Below are 14558 nucleotides of genomic sequence, written 5' to 3' on the forward strand. Positions count from 1 at the left end.
ATGGAAAAAGAAGCTATTTCTCATGCCTCAATTTTACGTTATGCTAAACGTTCAGGTATTCTGGGTTTGTTAGAAAAAATGTACGATTATAATAATTTAGATGGATTTGTAAAAATTGGAGTCCTCAATGCACTTATGGATTATTTTGGAACAAAAGGACATCCTAAAATAAGATGTGTTGAGCGAGAAAAGATTGAACAAATTTTGATTGATGGATTATAGAAAATAATGAGAGCTATAGTTAGTGAGTACAGCTCTTTTTTGTTGCTGTAGTATAAAGGTTACTCCAAAAGTATTTCTAGACTTTTGGTACAGGTTCGACTCCTGTTGGCAACATTGCTCAAAGGAGCATGGACAAAAAATAAAGGAGAATTTATGATATTGGATTTACACGAAACATTAAAAGATGAAGAAGAAGCACCAACTTTAGGAGTGGTACTTTTAAGTTTGGTTTTGATAGTTTTCATTATCGTATTGGTATCTATTATTTTTTATTTAGGTCGTATGGCTTTTATAAATTTTGTTTAATAAAATTTTGCGCTTATAGTCTAATAGTTTTTATTCATTTTTCCTAAGGTAAGACACTTGTATGAGGTGAATATACAAGTATTGTAGGTTCGAACCCTGCTAAGCGCTTTGTCAGAAATGACGTTAAACATTAAAAAATAAAGAGCATAAGGAGAAAAAATATGCAATTACAAGAAGTTCCTGTAATGGAATTAAAAGAACTCACAAATGATGGTAAGGTCTATGTCTTACCAGAATATGAAACTGTCGCACGTACAGCAGATATGCCTGAACATACAGTTTTCTCAGGCGCAGGTGATGGGGAGAAAAATTTCCATATCGTCTGCTTTGGTAAAGTGCCTAAAAAGGACGAGTTACGAAAAGCCGTTCTTGGTGGATTGGTTGAAATTGAAGTCGAAGGACATGAACCAACACTTATTGATTTTAATTATGCAGAAAATGGTGTTACAAAAAATCAAATGGCTTTACGTTTAAATGAAGTCAAAATCAAAGGAGGAAAATAACAATGGCAAAATACGGACTTAATCAATTCAATCGCACAATTACACAAAACCCTAAAAAACTTTTTGGCACTATGACTTATCTTGGTATTGAAAATATTCCAGAAATGGTTTATTACGATGAAAATGGTGAAAAATTTGAAACACAAAATGAAGAAGGTACACTTAAAGCAGTTCCTACTGGTGAAATTGCTGAAAAGTATATTATGATTGCTTCTCCAAATTATCCAAAACAAATTGATATTAAAGTACCTCTTGACTTTGATGAAAAAACAGTTCCTTTCCGCAGTGAAATTGAACTTGTTGAACCTGTGACAGCTTCTGTATACAAATCAAATCATGAAGTTGTAGGAAATAATGGTCGTGTACAACGTGTTCCTAAAATTACTTTCCCGTTGAAGGCATCAGGTGTTAAAGTTGTGACAGGTTCAAATTCTAATGTAAATACGAACTCTGAACCACCACGTACAAATGCACAAGAAGAGCAGTCTAAGCCCAAAAATAAATAAAGGATAGGAGGGAAACATGAACAAATTGTTTCCAAAAGGTCACCGTTTAAAAAAGCGTGATCGTCGTATTCCTTTAAGATTGTATGCTCTTGTTGCTGTTCCAGTGTTTTTATTGACAGGGGGCGCTAGTGTTGCTCTTTATCTGCTTTACGGAAAAGTTAAAATTGCTCTTGTTGGGGGGCTTTCTTTTGGGCTTATTCTGTTTGGGTTCTTGCTTTCATATTGGCTGTATCGCATACTCTTGAAAAAGAGTTTTTTCTTTATACGTAAATATAGACATTTTCTTTTATGGCGCTTTATGTATCAAAATAATTTCTATTTTACGAAAGAAAGAAACGGTAATAATAGGCAAGGAAAACCTAAAATATACTTTCCTAAGGTGTATTTAAAGCAAGAAAAATATGAACTTCGAGCAAGCTTTCAACTTGAAGGCATTAAGTTCCAAGAACAATTTCTTAAACTAGGGGGCATACTTGAAACAATGTTCTCAGGTGACCTTATGGGAATTTCGGACGAGAAGGGTTATGTCGTGTACTCTTATGCGATAGACTCTGTACGTAGTCGTATTTCTGGTAAAGATGTTGTGGCAGATGTTAAACAGGGTGTGAAGCTCGCAGAAGGTGTTTTTTGGGATTTTGTGCATGATCCTCATATGATTGTAGCAGGTGGTACTGGAGGAGGTAAGACGGTATTCTTACGCTCACTCTTGACTGGTTTGTTACGTATAGGTGTAGTAGAAATTCTTGACCCTAAGCAGTCAGATTTTGTAAAACTAGAAAATCTTAATGTTCTAAAAGGTCGAGTGACTTATACGACAGAAGAAATGGGGCAACGTTTAATTGACCTCAAAGAAGAAATGGAACAGCGTTATGAAATCATGCGCCAAAGGTCAGAGGAACAAAATGAGGAAGAATTAGGTGCTTTTTATAAGTATGACATGAAACCTCTTTTTATTTTAATTGATGAAGAACCTTCTCTTGTTTCTGCTTTAGAAGATTTGCCTTATGGCGGTGTGATTGATTCTATGAAAGTTATGAGTGCTTTGAAGCAAATCGTTCTTAAAGGACGTCAAGCTGGTGTTTATGTTGTTATTTCGACTCAAAATGTAAAAGCTGATGATTTACCATCTACTCTTAAGGATAATATGATGACTCGTATAACTTTAGGGCGATTGGCACAGTTTAGTTATGACACGCTATTTGGTGAAGAAAATAAGCAAAAACACTTTAAGTACGTTGAAAAAGATGGAGATACAGGTCAAAAGATTTTTGGACGTGGCTATTATGGTATTTTTGGAGGGAGTGCAAGAGAATTTTATGCACCTCTTTTGCCTGATGCAGAAACTTATAGTTTTTATATGGACTTTAAATCTTTGCCACGTATTGAAAAAGAAACGTCACCTAGTATTGTAATTGAGGAGAAATTTACACTTGAAGAGATGGCAAATGCGCTAAATTCTGATGTGAGATTACTCAAAAAAATAAAAAGTAAACTGATAGAAAATAGCTATGAGTTTGTTTCAAAAGACTATTCCTTGAAAGATAAGGAGTTATTTGAAGAAATTCTTAAGGTGAAGGAAAGTAGTTCTGATACCTTGGATAATATTATCAATGAAGTTGTGAGTCGACATTAAAAACGACTCGTCTTTGGCTTCTCTCGAAGTGGCGAAGGTAAGCTATAGACAAAGAAAGCCGATAAAGTGTAGGTTAAACGCTGACGTGGCGAACGAGGGGCGAAAGCCCCGGAGTGAGTGCGAAGCGGAGAACCGTACAAATTTACGGTCTTTTTTTGTCGTGAAGTAGCGTCTGAGTGCGAGAGAAAGAGCCATTAGAAAGAGTCTTAGTCCAGACGTAGTCTGGGCTAAGCGAGTGTTTGCGGTACCCCGTTTGGTAACACGGGGTACAAGTAGTATACCAACATACCAACCCTAGTAGCTTACAGGGTTTATTGAGGTATACCCCTAAAAAATATAGAGAGGTTGAAAGTGGATTTATTAAAAGTTAGAAAGTCTTTTGGACTTTCTCAAAATGATGTATCAAGAATTATGGGTGTAAGTAAAGGCTTTGTATCGGCTGTAGAAAATGGACGTAAAACCTTAACAGCAGAGAAAGAAGAGAAACTCGTTGCTTACTTGAACATAAAGCCAAAAGCTGATGTGACCGTTTTGATTGACTATTTAAAGATTCGCTTGAAAACTTTTCAATATGAAAATGTTGTAAAAAAACTCCTTCAAATTCCATTGGATAAGTTCAATGTGGGGCGAGGGGGCGGTCAAGGTTATCCTTGTCGTATCGAACATGGCAATATTAAAGTGTATTATCAGATTGAAGATACGGAACATGAAGAAAATATTGATATGGGTGTTCTGATTGAAATGACAGGGAGTGGCTGCCGTTTATTTGAAACGTTCTTAAAAGAGCAGGATCGCACATGGCGAGAATTTCTAAGAGATTGTCGTTCTTATGCAGTAAAGGCGACACAAATTGAAGGTGAAATAGATGAAGAAGCTGTAGAAGATTATCTTAATTTTACTCAGTTTGATATTGCTTTAGATGAACGCTATAACCCTGAATATAATTATGATTTATTCAAATTGTGGGGGAAAGTGAGAAATAATCAAGTCAAAACTTTATTTAAGCACTTTGAACCCCATGAAGCATTCTCTCCTGTAGGTGGTCTTTTCCAGTCTAAAGGATTGTCTTTAGCATTTGGTAAAAGAGGTGGCACAATAGCTATGGAGTTTTACGAGAAAGACAAGGAGCAAGCACTGAAAAGGGAACTACCTGTAGAAGATGTGCAACAAATTTACGGTTTTAAAAATCGTTATGAGGTGCGTTTGAGTCATGATAAGGCAAAACAAGTCATATATGATTATGCTTTTAAGGAGTCAAACTTATTCGAAGTAGCGGTGTGTATCATTTCAAGTTATCTTACGTTTTATGATGATGAAGGAGATTTAGACCGTGAATGGCTCGATGTTTTAGGAAGTTCTAAACGCTATAAGTTCATTACTGAGCCTAAAGAAATTTCACCAGAAAAACGTAGACGTTGGATTACACGTCAACTCTTAAGAGAATTAAGTATTGAATACGCGGTAAACAAGAACACAGGGGTGCATTTTTTAATGGACTCTATAAGAAGTTATGATTTTTCAGAAGAAGAAGAATTGCGAATTGAGGAAGAAACAAAATATTTGAAGAATAAAGAGTTCCAGTATCAAGCAAGGTCTACTTCTAAGGGTCGTAAACTTCTTGAAGCAATAGGAATGGGGGAAGGTAGAGGTGAGTAGGCAAGAAGAAAATCAAAAGCGTAGAGAATACTCTGACCGATTAAGACAGCATATTGCAAGTCGCCTTAACCTTCCTGAGTGCCAAGAGTTGCGTTTGAAAATAGACTGCCTGTGTTCACGGCATTATGCGCCTGATAGTGAGGAAGCAAGACAATATATTGAAAAAGCAAAAAATTATAATGTCAAAAGACGACTTCACTTTATTAGGCTCTATCAAAAACGTTATGATGAACTGCTTTATAAAGGTTGGGAGGGCTAAAAAATAAAAGAAAATATGAGGTAAATATCATGGCATATAATAAAAAAGAAGCACAAGGTAAAATTCAAAAACTCGGTGAGTTAATGACTGCAAAAAAATATGATGAAGCATGGACTTCAGCAGGTGATTTAAATGCTTATCTTAAAGCAAATAAAGATGTAATGACAGGTTCAGATTATGAAGCTATCAATGGTGTTCTTAAGAACTATTACAATATCAATAACCAACTTGAAGCAGTAGGCAAACGTGCTTATGGCATGGGTCAAAAAGCCCTAAATACTCAACTCTAAAAATCAATGAGGGTGGAGTTCTTTATAAAGAAGTTCTCACAAGTTCAAGGTTCGACTCCTTGTTCTTGTTTTAAAAATAAAAAAATCTCTTGCAGGGTGCAAGGTTTATGGAAAGGAAGGAAAAGTGGATAAGGTTCTAATAATTGTTTTATTAGTTAATTTAATAGCAGAAAATTTTGAACGTCATAATGAAATAAGGGTTGCTTTATACGGAGTAATTTTAGTTTTGCAAATTTTAGAAATAAGTTTAAATTTATTAAAATAAAAAAGCTGATTTAGTACACTAGGCAGAAGCACTGGGTTGTTCAGTAAAAGATTTGATAGAAATTTGAAAAAGGAGAAAACATTGGAAAATAATAAACTGGAAGAACTTGAAAAAATTAAAAAATTGACTAATAAAATTGATTTAGATGTCTTGTATCTCGGAGAGAAAAGTTCTAAGTTTGACCGTATGGCATTTATTGCAGGCTCAAAATTAAAGGAAGCACTTATTGCGACAGAAACTGCTCTAAAAGTAAAAGAATGATATAATATGCTTTTTTCTTGACTCGAAACGCAATGCATGATATAATATGCATATAGTAATTAAGGAGGGCATTTTGAATAAGGTAACAGATAAAGAGTGGCAAACAGCGACAAAGGAATTATTTGAAATGGATAAGGACTATAGAGAGGACTGGGCTTTCTCAGAAGCTAAGCGAGAGTTAGCACTCAATTTGAATACGGCTCGTCTTGAAAAGGGCTTAACACAACAGGAGCTAGCAGACTTAAGCGGTAAAAAGCGACAAAATATTGGTGCTATAGAACGTGAGAACGTGAACCCTTCGATTAAATCACTTGCGGAAATTGCTGTAGCTATGAATAAAAAATTAGTTATTAGCTTTGAAGATATTGATTAGGGAATTATTTTAGGAGAAAATTTATGAAATTAAGCAAAAAACAAGTTATTGTAGGTGGAGTAGTTGCAGTTCTTTTAGCAGGTGGAGTTACAGCAGGTGTTGTTCATAATAATAATGTGCAAGCTGCGAAAGTTGCTCAACAGGTTAAAGATAAACATGATAAGCTGATTCAAAGTGTAAAAGAACAGACTGCACAAGCTGAAAATTATCAGTCAGAAAGTGATGTGAAAACAGCACAAGATGTTATCAAAAAACTTGACGATAAAGAAAAGTCAGACTATGTTAATCGTATAGAAAAAGTTCAAAAAAATTGGAATCTAATAAATGAAGCGACTAAAAAAGTCGTTAATGCTGAAAAAATTCAAAATGATACCAATGTAAAAACTGCTCAAAAAGCTATAGACAATATAAAAGATGAAAAAATAAAATCTAAAAAGATTGGTTTGCAAATTCGTTTAGATAAAGTGAAAAAATCTGTAGAAAATACCAAAAAGAAGAAACACATGACTTCTCAAAAAGGTTTAGATAATAAAAAAGTTGCAGATAATACAACCTCTTCTAATGAATCTGCTCAATCTAAAAGTTCAGATGTAAAAACGTCAACGTCTGATACTACAGCTAGTGCAAATGGTGTTTCTAGTGATTCTAATTCAAATGTACAAGCTAGTACTGGAGGAAATATCTCAGTTAATGGTGGTTCAAATGGTAATGTAGCGCCAAGTCCAGTACCTACTCCTGCACCGACACCAACACCAACACCTAAGCCAGACCCTACTCCTGCACCAACACCAGACCCAACACCTACTCCTGATCCTACCCCTGCACCAACATTTACAGGTTGGGTAAAAAATCGAGCAGGACAAACAGTTTGGACACAAGGTGGATTTGCAACACTAGAAGCAGCAGCAAGTGCAGCGGCAGCTTGGGCGAATGCACAACCTAATCCAGAGGACGCTTGGTCGTCTGGAGCTTATTAAAATAAAAAATCAAACGATAGTTTCTACTGAAATTATCGTTTTTTTTCTTGTCCTCAATCATGACATTAAAAGGATTGTAAAATATCTGTAGAAAAGAGGTGAATTTATGCCGGTTAAATAATTCAATATTTTCAAGAAAGTGTGAGCCAAGACACGCTTTTTTATTTTGCGCAGAATAAAAAATACTAGGAGAAAATTTATGTCTAATTTTAAAAAGAAAAAACTTCAAAAAGCACTTACAGATGAAAAACAATCTCGTTTCCGTTTACGTAAATCAGGGAAACACTTCGTTACAACTGCTATGCTTGTCCTTACAGTAAGCGGTACGGTCGCAGGGCTTGTTCATGCAGATGTACTTAGTGCAAGCTTATTTTCAGCCCCTGCACGTTCTATCTCTCTTCCAGATAAAGGGTCAGTGAACTATAAGTACTCAGGAACAGGTACGGTTAAATGGTCTAATGGTCATGAAGCTTCCGCAAACTTTATGGAGGTCAACGGTGCAACAACATTCTGTTTAGAACCTTTTGTAGATGTATTTAATGGTGCTTATGCTACTAAAGCAGGACAAGATGCCGCAGCTCAAAAACAATGGTCAGCTATGACAGAGTACCAACGCAATTTGATTAATAATATTACTTACATTGGTGAAGTAAATAATGCTGAAGCAGACCCTAATCTCAATTTAGCAACACAATTTTCTTTATGGCTTGTTGAAGCAGGTCAAAATGAAGTTGCAGGACTGTTTCCTAAAGTTAAAGAGGTAGATACTTCAAAATTAAATAATGTTGTGGGTGGTAATACAATTACAGGTTTGGAGTCAACTGGTGCTGATATTAGTGAAGTCGTTCGTTATGCAGGTATTATTTTACGTCAAGCTGTAGAAAGTACACGAAATCCTGAATTTAATCCAAATCCATTGACCGTTCTTGCAGGAACTACTGCAACTGCCACAGATACAACAAATTCTCTTGCAGGTGGTGCAGGTGGTTATGGTACACCATTTGATAAAATTATTCCTTCTAAGGGGCTTACAGCTAAACGTGAAGGTAACTCGCTAAAAGTGACTGCTTCACCTTCTGCTATTGGGAATACTGGAAATGTCAAAGTTTACAATAATATCAATGAAAACTTTGTACCACATTATATTTATGGCACAATCAATCCAGACAGTACAGTTGGTCAAACATTGTTTGCAACAACGGATCCCGCACGTTTAGACGGTGAATTGAAAGTTAATGTTATTGGTTTAGGTGAAGCTATGCTTCAAAAGACTTCGACTAATAATGCCTTTTCAAATAAAGCTATGGCAGGTGCTGAATTTACCCTCTTTACTAAAGACGGTAAAGCTGTGAAATGGTCTGACGGTCAAAAAGGTTATCCTATTACACCTCTTGCAGGTACAAAGGCGAATGATACAAATGTTGTTCTTAAAATGGGTGCTGACGGTAAGCTAGGGGTTAAAAACCTTGATTATACAAAAGGCTATTACTTCCAAGAAACAAAAGCTCCTGCAGGTTTTGCTATGAATGCTACTAAAATTCAAGTTTCATTTGATGAAAACTCTAAGTTTGACGGTACAACAAACAACTATCAAGATGATGTTGCAACACAAGATATTCCAACAGGTGCAACAACATTAACAAAAGTCGATTCTGACACAAATTCTTCTAAAACACAAGGTGAAGCAACGCTTAAAGGTGTTACTTATGGATTGTTCCATTCGGACGGAAAAGCGGTTGAATGGTCTGAGGGCTTAACAGATAAGACCGCAGGTTCTACTGAAAATCTTCCAATTACTCCGCTTTTTGGTACAAAAGCAGACAACAAGAAAGTAGAATTGACGATTGATAGTTCAAATAAAGTTGGAGTGCAAAACCTCCCACTTAAAGAAAATGGTCAATCCTTCTATTGGAAAGAACTGCGTACCTCATCAGGCTATTCACAATCATCTAAGAAAATTCCAGTTGTCTTTGATGATAAGAGTGAAGTAGATGTTGCGACTAATGACTTCATGGATAAAGACAAAGCAGCAGATAAAGTAAATGTCTTTAATCTTATGTTTGAAAAAGCACAAGATGTTAACGGTTCTCTTCCAGGTCTTAATGGAGCAGAATTTGAACTCAAACAGCAATCAGGAACAAAAGGTAATCCAATTAAAGCTGTATCAGGTACTGGTACAGACTCTAACGGTTATACAAAAAATGGTTTAGTTGTCTTTGACGGAAAAGCTAATGCACTTGCAGGAAATCCAAGTAAAGACGGAATTGCAATTGGTGATTATCTCTTGACTGAGATTAAAACACCAAATGGCTTGAAACCAATTAATCCTATTGCGATTTCTATTACGGATAAATTGGATAAAGACGGCTCACCTGTATCTTATACAGCTACTTTTACAGATACTGTAACAGGACAGCAAATTGATAAAGTTACAGTTGAAGCTTCATCACTGGTTGATAATAACTTGATGTTCAAACTCAATCTCGGTATCTTTACAGATAAACAAAAAGAGCAGCCCAAAATTACTACAACTGCAACTGATAAAGCAGACGGTGATAAAACATTAGGTGTTGGTCAAGCACAAGTTACAGACAAAGCAGAAATGGAACATTTACCTGCTTCTAAAGACCTTACCTTAACAGGTACGGTAGTTTATAAAGACTCTGGTAAAGAAGTAAAAGATGATAAAGGAAAAGCTATCACTGCTTCTAAGGAGTTTAAGTCAGATGATAAAGGAAAAGCTTCAGTTCAACTTGATTTCCCAACGATTAATACTGTGAAAGACCAAAATAAAGTCTACACGGTAAAAGAAGTCGCAAAAGATAAGGAAGGTACTGTAGTTGTAGAAGAAAACAACTATAAAGATAATCCTTCTCAATCTGTAAAAGTTGATAAGGCAGACGGTCATACAGAAGTACAAAGTAAAGAAATTTCAACAACTACAACAACAGTTACAGATAAATTCTTCTATGAAGGACTAGTTAAAGGTGACACTTACACTGTTAAGATTTCACAAGCGTATGATCATGACTTGAAAAAAGTTATTGATGTTGACGGCAGCTTAACCTTTAAAGCTACAGACACAAAAGGTACTGTAGATGTGCCAGTCAAAGTTGATGCTAAGAAGTATGCAGGACATAAAATTACATTTTATGAGGACGCATGGCATGGTAAAACTCCAAAAGATACACCAATCATTTCTCATCATGATAAAGATGATGAAAAAGAAACATTCAGTGTTGTAGTTCCAAAAACTCCAACACCAGAAACACCAAAGACTCCAAAAAGTGTTCTTCCACATACTGGTGAAGAAAAGGCATTGTGGAGCTTGGCAGGTGTAGGTATCTTACTTGTAGCATTGGCAGTGGCGCAACGTGAAAAAATCAAAGCTTTTTTCAGTAAAGACAAAAAATAAAAAATATTGACTGTGAAAAGCAGTGAATGGTGGTGGGAGGAATAAATGGCATGGAGGTGAAAGTTGGAAATTTATAAATTGGCAAATGATTTGGGGGTTGATAAAAAAGACCTCCTTTTATTTGTTCAGAAACAAGGAATTGAAGCTAAAAGTATTGCTTCAAGTTTGACACCTGATGAAGAAGTAAAGGTTTTGAAAGCTTTTGATGAAGCAGGAGGTATTCTCGATTCAGTTTCAGAAGTTGAAAAGCCTGAACCTATTTCTGCCAAAGATGATATTCAGGTATCATTACCAGAAAAAAATGTTCAGAAAAAGAAGGAACGAAAAAAGATTTTTCCAAAAGTTTCAAAGTTTGTCGAAAAAAATATTGAAAACTATGAAAAAGTTCCTAAGAAAAAAGAGCCTGCAAAGGTTAAAGAAGTAGATTATCAGAAAGCAAAAACAATTTATAAAGTAGTCAGTGTTTTTGTTGTTTTGTTGTTAATTGCTTGCGGAGTGTCTGCGATACGTGCAAATACTCAAATGATGAATTTACAGAAGTCTGCGAATACATCAATTAAAGTTTTAAATGAAAATCAAAAATCTTTATCTCAAACAGTGGAAAAACTACAAAAAGAAGTTAAAGGCTTTGAAGCAAAACAAGAGGAGTCGAAGAAAAATGAGGAAAAGAAAAAGACTCCTCCTAAGCAAAAACAAGTTACACCTCATAAAGAAAAATCTAAAAAGTAGAAAGTAGGATTAAAGAATGAACATTCATCAAATTACAAATGGTGCAATAACATTACTGGGTCTTGTTGGTGCAGGACTTATTGTAAAGCATTGGAAAGAAGCTGCTTTTTTGAAAATAGCAGGAGTTATTGGTGCAGGATCGATTGTTTGGGCTATGCTATCAGGTAAAGACCTGTTCGGTATGGCTTGGAAAGTTGTTACAGCAGTTCTTGGTGTATTTGGATTACACATGTAGGAGGTTTAAATGGAAGAAGAAGAGTATGATTATTCTATCGGTTTAGACACCCCTTATTGGATTCAAGAAATTCGTATCAAGGGGAAATTGTGGTGGACATTTCAGACCCCTGTATCTGTGGCTTTTATTGGCATAACAGCATTAACTGCACTTGTCATGTTTCTTTTAACTCTTCCCTTTTTAAAAGTCTTAGCCAATGTTGCTTTTATCCCTCTTACGCTTTGGATTGTTGTTCCGTGGCGTGTAGGAAGGTTATATGTTGAAACAGACCCTGACGGAAAAAAGATACACTATTACCTTTGGGGTATGATACGCTACATTAAAGAATTTGTCTTAGACTCTAGAATTATTTATGGAGAAGAACGTCGAGAAAAAAATAATGAAAAGATTATTTTTGAAAAAACAGAATTATAGGAGGTAAAGATTGAAATTAGATTATCCAATTGTCAAAACACATGGGAATATTGCACGTACAAAGGAGGGAGAAACTCTTGCTTTTTATACTGTGCCGTACTTTTCAAGTTCCATTATTGATTTTTCAGGAAAAGTAAAAATTAAAAAATCTATTGCAACTGCAATAAGAAAGATAGCACCTAATAGCTATTTTGAAATTGCTTTAGTGCCTAGAGATTTTCTTTTAGGTGAGAAAATGGACGCTTTGAAAGAAACACTTTATCCTGAACATCGAAAAGCAGGAGAAAAATATCTTGACGAGCGAAAAAGAACGTTAACTCATGAAATGAAAATCCCTTATGAGTATGAGTGGCTGATAGCTGTTTTTCTTAAAGAAGATGAATCGGCAGAATCTCTTAAAGAGTTTTTCTTAAAGCAGGCACAAAAGCGTATGCACCAGTTAATGAGTTTATTCAATAGGAGAATAAAAACTCCAGAAGGTTGGGAAAAAGTATGGGTTAATGTAGAACTTTCTTTAAGACAAGCCTTATCTTCGATTAAAGCAGTGCCTTTGAATGCAGACCAAGTTTATTATCATCAACGGCTTCAATTTTTACCACATATCACACACCGTTTTGATGAAGTCCTTGAAAGTCGCTCTGTATCTAATATTACAGATACTTTAATTGACCAAGACGGTTTAGGGTGTATGAAATTTACCTCGCAATATGGGGAAAGCTATTCTACGATTATTCCGATAGGAAAAACGGATAAATCACTTAATAATAATCATCTTGGAGAATTGATACAGCGTTTTGATTTTCCAGTAGGTTTAAAAGTTAAAGGACGTTTTCCTGTAATGAAGAAAACAGGGGGTTATTTATCAAAAATGAAACAAGCCTTCACACGTTCTAAGGGGATAATGACTGAATCTGCACGTACAGGTAATGTTGTCTATGACAAAATTGTTATGGGAAGAAGAGCGTTAAATAAAATGGCAAAAGATGTAGAAGCAAAAGAGCCTTTGATTGAACACGGGCTTTTTTTGATTGTGTCAGCTTCTACAAAGCCTGAGTGGCGAGCTAGAGTAAATACTGTTATGAATAGTTTGGGTTCGATTGGTGAGAAACAAAGAGCGAGATTTGACCAACCTTACCTGTTCCAGTCTTTACTCTATGGAAATAAAATCTCTTTAGATACTCGTTTTTGGTATCGTTTATCAAATTCAAAAGGATTTTCACAATATCTTATGTTTACGACACAAAAAAGCGGCTCAAAAACAGGTTTTCCTATTGGTCGATTAGACAGTAATTATCATCAATGGGACGATTTGAAAACAGCGATTCATGCTTCACGTAATCTTGTTCTTTATAGTCCAATGCTTGCGAATAAAGAAGATATTGCAGGAAAGAAAACAAAAAACCTTTTGACGGAAATTACTGGTGAAACAGGTTCAGGTAAGACAGTTCTTGCTCAAATGATTTTGTTACAATCTATCCTTTCGACAATTAAAACTCTTTACATTGACCCTAAACATACTTTACGTAAACAATGGCAAAAGATATTAAAGGATAAACAGTGGGTTGCGGCAAACTCTGAACTTGCAGATGTAATACGTTCAATTAACTTTCTTACATTGAGTGTAGAAGATGAAAGAAATATCGGTATCCTAGATCCAATTATCTTTTTAGAAGCAAAAGAAGCATTGAATGTGGCTAAAATGATGTTGTTTTATCTCATGGATAACCGTTGGGAAGAATATCAAAACACGGCAGTGTCAAAAGCAGTTAAGGAAATTGTAAAGCGTAGAGCTAAAGGAGAAACTTTAGGATTTATGCACGTTATTGATTTACTTAAAGAACATGATGATAAAAATATTCGTGATGTTGGTGAATCACTTTATGAACGTATTGAAGGCTCTATTCTTGAATTGGCTTTCTCTCGTGGAACAACAGAAGGTATTTCATTTGATGAACATTCTACTATTCTTGAAATAGCTGATTTACAGTTACCTGATGCGGATAATGATGATTTGAATGAAGAAGAAAGAAACTCGGTTGCAGTTATGATGTCTTTAGGTGTCTTTTGTAAACGATTTGGTGAGAAAAACGAAAACGAAGAAACAATTGAATTCTTAGATGAAGTTTGGGTATTGATGAAGTCTAAAGAAGGACGTCAAGTTGTTAAAAGTATGAAGCGATTAGGACGTTCACAAGATAATAAATTGGTACTTATTTCTCAATCTGTCAATGATACAAAAGATGAAAATGATACAACAGGTACAGGAGAACGGTTCTGTTTCTATGAATCTGGTGAGGAAGAGGATATTCTAAGAGCATTAAAACTTGAAGTGAATGAAGTAAATGTGAAATGGATTAGTAATATGAATCAAGGGCAATGTATTTACCGTGATGTATTCGGACAACTACACCGTATTTCTATTGAAGTACCGCCTGCTTGGTTGAAATTAATTGCGCCTAAGAAAGAAAGTAAGCAGTCACAATTGGAACAAAAATATAAAGCAATTTAGAAAGG

At 35.3% G+C, this 14558-nt stretch carries 17 protein-coding genes and 1 tRNA gene; all 18 read left to right on the forward strand.

The window, feature by feature from the left end:
* The 18 genes from P3G65_RS00650 to P3G65_RS00735 all read left to right on the forward strand — a co-directional run bounded on the left by P3G65_RS00650 (position 1) and on the right by P3G65_RS00735 (position 14553).
* The gene (locus P3G65_RS00650) at positions 1–222 is read left to right on the forward strand and encodes a hypothetical protein (protein ID WP_198495097.1); all 222 of its coding nucleotides are present in this window, start codon (positions 1–3) and stop codon (positions 220–222) included.
* A 159-nt stretch (positions 223–381) separates the two neighbouring features.
* Complete coding sequence (locus tag P3G65_RS00655; RefSeq protein WP_284071217.1) at positions 382–528, forward strand: hypothetical protein; 147 nt, start codon at positions 382–384, stop codon at positions 526–528.
* Positions 529–537: 9 nt separating this feature from the next.
* A tRNA-OTHER gene (locus P3G65_RS00660) sits at positions 538–636 on the forward strand.
* A gap of 53 nt (positions 637–689) precedes the next feature.
* Positions 690–1031, forward strand: a complete 342-nt coding sequence (locus P3G65_RS00665; protein WP_198495095.1) for a hypothetical protein — start codon at positions 690–692, stop codon at positions 1029–1031.
* A 2-nt stretch (positions 1032–1033) separates the two neighbouring features.
* Positions 1034–1537, forward strand: a complete 504-nt coding sequence (locus P3G65_RS00670) for a hypothetical protein (RefSeq protein ID WP_240265566.1) — start codon at positions 1034–1036, stop codon at positions 1535–1537.
* Between the two features lie 16 nt (positions 1538–1553).
* Entirely contained in the window at positions 1554–3170 is a 1617-nt protein-coding gene (locus tag P3G65_RS00675; RefSeq protein WP_240265565.1) for an FtsK/SpoIIIE domain-containing protein, read from the forward strand.
* A gap of 351 nt (positions 3171–3521) precedes the next feature.
* Positions 3522–4826 (forward strand): replication initiation factor domain-containing protein, encoded by a 1305-nt coding sequence (locus P3G65_RS00680; RefSeq protein ID WP_165712671.1) that lies wholly within the window; start codon positions 3522–3524, stop codon positions 4824–4826.
* Positions 4819–5085 (forward strand): hypothetical protein, encoded by a 267-nt coding sequence (locus P3G65_RS00685; protein ID WP_252170102.1) that lies wholly within the window; start codon positions 4819–4821, stop codon positions 5083–5085. The genes P3G65_RS00680 and P3G65_RS00685 overlap by 8 nt, the downstream gene beginning before the upstream one ends.
* Positions 5086–5114: 29 nt before the next feature.
* Positions 5115–5375, forward strand: a complete 261-nt coding sequence (locus P3G65_RS00690) for a hypothetical protein (RefSeq protein WP_017368494.1) — start codon at positions 5115–5117, stop codon at positions 5373–5375.
* Positions 5376–5499: 124 nt separating this feature from the next.
* Positions 5500–5640, forward strand: coding sequence for a hypothetical protein (locus tag P3G65_RS00695; RefSeq protein ID WP_284071218.1), 141 nt, complete (start codon positions 5500–5502; stop codon positions 5638–5640).
* An 81-nt stretch (positions 5641–5721) separates the two neighbouring features.
* Complete coding sequence (locus P3G65_RS00700) at positions 5722–5901, forward strand: hypothetical protein (RefSeq protein ID WP_284071219.1); 180 nt, start codon at positions 5722–5724, stop codon at positions 5899–5901.
* A gap of 73 nt (positions 5902–5974) precedes the next feature.
* A complete protein-coding gene (locus P3G65_RS00705; protein ID WP_017368496.1) occupies positions 5975–6274 on the forward strand; it encodes a helix-turn-helix transcriptional regulator in 300 nt (99 codons plus the stop codon).
* A 23-nt stretch (positions 6275–6297) separates the two neighbouring features.
* On the forward strand, positions 6298–7251 hold the full coding sequence (locus tag P3G65_RS00710; RefSeq protein ID WP_284071220.1) for a hypothetical protein: 954 nt from the start codon (positions 6298–6300) through the stop codon (positions 7249–7251).
* 199 nt (positions 7252–7450) lie between these two features.
* Positions 7451–10666, forward strand: a complete 3216-nt coding sequence (locus P3G65_RS00715; protein WP_284071221.1) for a SpaA isopeptide-forming pilin-related protein — start codon at positions 7451–7453, stop codon at positions 10664–10666.
* Between the two features lie 63 nt (positions 10667–10729).
* Complete coding sequence (locus tag P3G65_RS00720; protein ID WP_284071222.1) at positions 10730–11395, forward strand: translation initiation factor IF-2 N-terminal domain-containing protein; 666 nt, start codon at positions 10730–10732, stop codon at positions 11393–11395.
* A gap of 16 nt (positions 11396–11411) precedes the next feature.
* A complete protein-coding gene (locus tag P3G65_RS00725) occupies positions 11412–11630 on the forward strand; it encodes a hypothetical protein (RefSeq protein ID WP_003134449.1) in 219 nt (72 codons plus the stop codon).
* Between the two features lie 9 nt (positions 11631–11639).
* The gene (locus tag P3G65_RS00730; protein WP_003134448.1) at positions 11640–12044 is read left to right on the forward strand and encodes a conjugal transfer protein; all 405 of its coding nucleotides are present in this window, start codon (positions 11640–11642) and stop codon (positions 12042–12044) included.
* 10 nt (positions 12045–12054) lie between these two features.
* The gene (locus P3G65_RS00735) at positions 12055–14553 is read left to right on the forward strand and encodes an ATP-binding protein (RefSeq protein WP_284071223.1); all 2499 of its coding nucleotides are present in this window, start codon (positions 12055–12057) and stop codon (positions 14551–14553) included.
* The last annotated feature ends 5 nt before the right edge of the window (positions 14554–14558 follow it).

The organism is Lactococcus sp. bn62 (genome assembly GCF_029492705.2).
GTDB classification, from domain to species: domain Bacteria; phylum Bacillota; class Bacilli; order Lactobacillales; family Streptococcaceae; genus Lactococcus; species Lactococcus petauri.